The sequence below is a fragment of the Asaia platycodi JCM 25414 genome (assembly GCF_000614545.1).
In the GTDB taxonomy this organism is placed as follows: domain Bacteria; phylum Pseudomonadota; class Alphaproteobacteria; order Acetobacterales; family Acetobacteraceae; genus Asaia; species Asaia platycodi.
On sequence record NZ_BAKW01000029.1, the window covers coordinates 1 to 2,508 of the forward strand.

Genomic DNA, 2,508 nt, shown 5'->3' on the forward strand with positions numbered 1-2,508 from the left:
ACTCAACAATGCCGCTCATGACGGCGAGAGCGCCGGGGGTAGTGGGGAAAAGACGTCGGAGTCAGAAAAGGGCGACGGTGACGGTACTTCCGATGAACAGAACAATCACAACCAGGATGACACACCCCCATCACCTAAACCTAGGAATGAGAGTGATCTCAGTGGAGGGCCACTCGAGAATGCAACAAAATGGAGTGGTCATTTCCCGGATAAGGGAGGTCCGAGCAGCGGAACTCTCTATAGAGCTGACAATAAGGGCAATATCACATCCTATGCGACCTACGATAAGGACGGATTGATCGTTAAAAGAGTGGATGTAACAGGAAAGCCGCATGGTGGCGTACCCACTCCGCACGTACTCGAAGCTACAAGGAATATTGCTCCGAATGGAACCGTTCATGTAGCTGGCCAGAACGTAAAATGCCACGCCCAGCGGAAAATGACGAGATACCATGAGACGTATTCAGACTTTGCTTGATATTAAAGAGCCCGAAAAATGCACGGATTGGATAAGTCAGTGGAACAAACCTAATGATTTAAGTATTCTGTCTTATATAAGGGATGTCTCTAGCCCTGTGGATTTTGTGGCCTTTTCGAAAATATTGTTCCCAGACTTTATTGTGCGTGAAAATGCCATTTTCTTAGCGTTATTTTTGGATGAAAGCGATATAGCAAAAATCGATCTTACAAAAAAAAGATAAAAGTCTAGTGGAAAAATCTTATAATATAATCAATATATGGGATTTATTTAGTGGAGACATAAGGGGAGTTGAAGATAGAGTATACGAGGATATCGGGAAAATAATATGTATATCGTGGAGTATGTGCTTAGATAGAAATTTCCCAGACCGAAAATTTATTATAAAATATGAAAACTCAGAGAAGAACTACGGACCAATAGTTTATTTTTATCAAGATCCATCATGGTTAAATGTCGATGAAGCGGTGCTGTCACGTTAACTGCGGCGTGGTAGATGCAGGCGACGAGAGCGTTATGTGTGAGCTACAAACGGCACCGTTTTCCGCGTGAGTTAATCGCCCATGCAGTGTGGCTGTGCCGGGTCCAGTCTCTCGGGTAACCAGAGCCTGACAGGCGATCATGCCTATGCTCGTCCAATAGCCTCTGCGGACCCGACAGACCCCGATCAGAATGGAACGCGGACGGTTGGTCAGACGGTCAGCCATTATAACAACGGCCATGGCAGCGAAAGCATAACGGTCAATGCCAAACCGCATCATCCGGCAGCGGGACTGAATTTCAACTACGGGATAGGGGCTACTGATTTTGCCCAGTATATCCTTCCGCCGGTTGCCACAGCAGCTTCTGTTTGGCGGACGGGACAGGATATCTATCAGGGTCAGTATCGACAGGCCGCGATTGAAAGCGCCCTGGGCTGGGGCCTGGGATTGGAAACCGGGGCTGCGGGCATGGCCGCAGGGAAAGTCGTCGCACTGGGTCTGAAAGAGATCCAGGCCATAGCCGCAGCTGGAAGAGAAGAAAAAGCCGCAGGAACTGTCTTGCAGAATGTTGCTCATAAGGGAGAGAGTGGGGCGAGTGGTACACGTGCTGGAGAAACCAAGCCAGACTTCTACGTGGGGTCTAATGTTGCAGCAGTGCCGTCTACGGCGTATCGAGCGGCTGGTGGTGAAGCCGCTGTTTCAGAACTCAAGACTGGAATAGTGAATTCAAGGACCCCTACCTACCTAACATTCGATAATATTTCTCGTATGAGCCTGAAGAGGTAAAAGCCTACTGCAACTTCCCCGGACTCCAAGTCATTGGCTCAATGTTGACACACTTGATCTTATCAATGAACTGAAGGTCCCTACAAGCAAATGGAACACCACGAATATTCCAGAACCGATAACATTCAGTTATCCAGAGTGGGGGCTTGGTGGTGGAACACAGGTTATACTGGACCGTCCAATTAAGATAGAGAACTGGGGAAAATTGAGGCCGTAATATGAGTGAAAAAACAGTCCAATATTACTATAAAAAAATAGAAAATGAGCTAAAGAAATATGACGATAAATTATATCGTAAATTTCTCGAGAAAAAAAGGAAAGAGATGCCGCGTGATATATTCATATGGCTCGATGGGTTGTGTAGATTGGGCAATATTCCAAAATCATGCGAGCCTCTTGTAACGGAACTTTTTTTGGCTGATACATTGACTGAAGGGTAAAATCACACCAGTTGATTCTTGCGTGTAAATGCATTGATCGCGCTGAAATGAATCGCGGCGTGCTATTTTATGGCATCCATAGATGGAGGGGTCGAAAACCGCCATTCCAAAGTTGTTTTCCTATCATAACTCATTGATACTACTGCGAATCTGTAGAGCTTAATCGAGGTACGAGAACCCTCTATCTGGTCAATGGCGGCAATCAGTGCCAGCTTAGCTCGGTCGGCACGCTCACGGCGAGCGGTGCTAGAAGAACGACATCATCGGTGTGCAGGCGAGTGTTGGTTTCTCGACCAGCAAGACGGCCTCGCAACAAAGCCAG

At 47.0% G+C, this 2,508-nt stretch carries 3 protein-coding genes; all 3 read left to right on the forward strand.

Features of this window, described 5'->3' with window-relative positions; translation table 11 throughout:
• Nucleotides 1–478: polymorphic toxin type 24 domain-containing protein (locus tag JCM25414_RS22690; protein WP_199897658.1), on the forward strand; the 478-nt coding region annotated here is incomplete at its 5' end.
• Nucleotides 453–701: a hypothetical protein gene (locus JCM25414_RS23195; RefSeq protein ID WP_025842202.1), complete on the forward strand. Its 249-nt coding sequence runs from the start codon at nt 453–455 to the stop codon at nt 699–701. The genes JCM25414_RS22690 and JCM25414_RS23195, both read left to right, overlap by 26 nt.
• Before the next feature lie 340 nt (nt 702–1,041).
• Nucleotides 1,042–1,746, forward strand: a complete 705-nt coding sequence (locus JCM25414_RS15240) for a hypothetical protein (RefSeq protein ID WP_025842203.1) — start codon at nt 1,042–1,044, stop codon at nt 1,744–1,746.
• Nucleotides 1,747–2,508 lie beyond the last annotated feature (762 nt).

Bases quoted from the DNA above. Each gene is read 5' to 3' on its own strand.
- JCM25414_RS23195 (WP_025842202.1), top strand. From the start codon at position 453: ATGAGACGTATTCAGACTTTGCTTGATATTAAAGAGCCCGAAAAATGC.
- JCM25414_RS15240 (WP_025842203.1), top strand. From the start codon at position 1,042: ATGCAGTGTGGCTGTGCCGGGTCCAGTCTCTCGGGTAACCAGAGCCTG.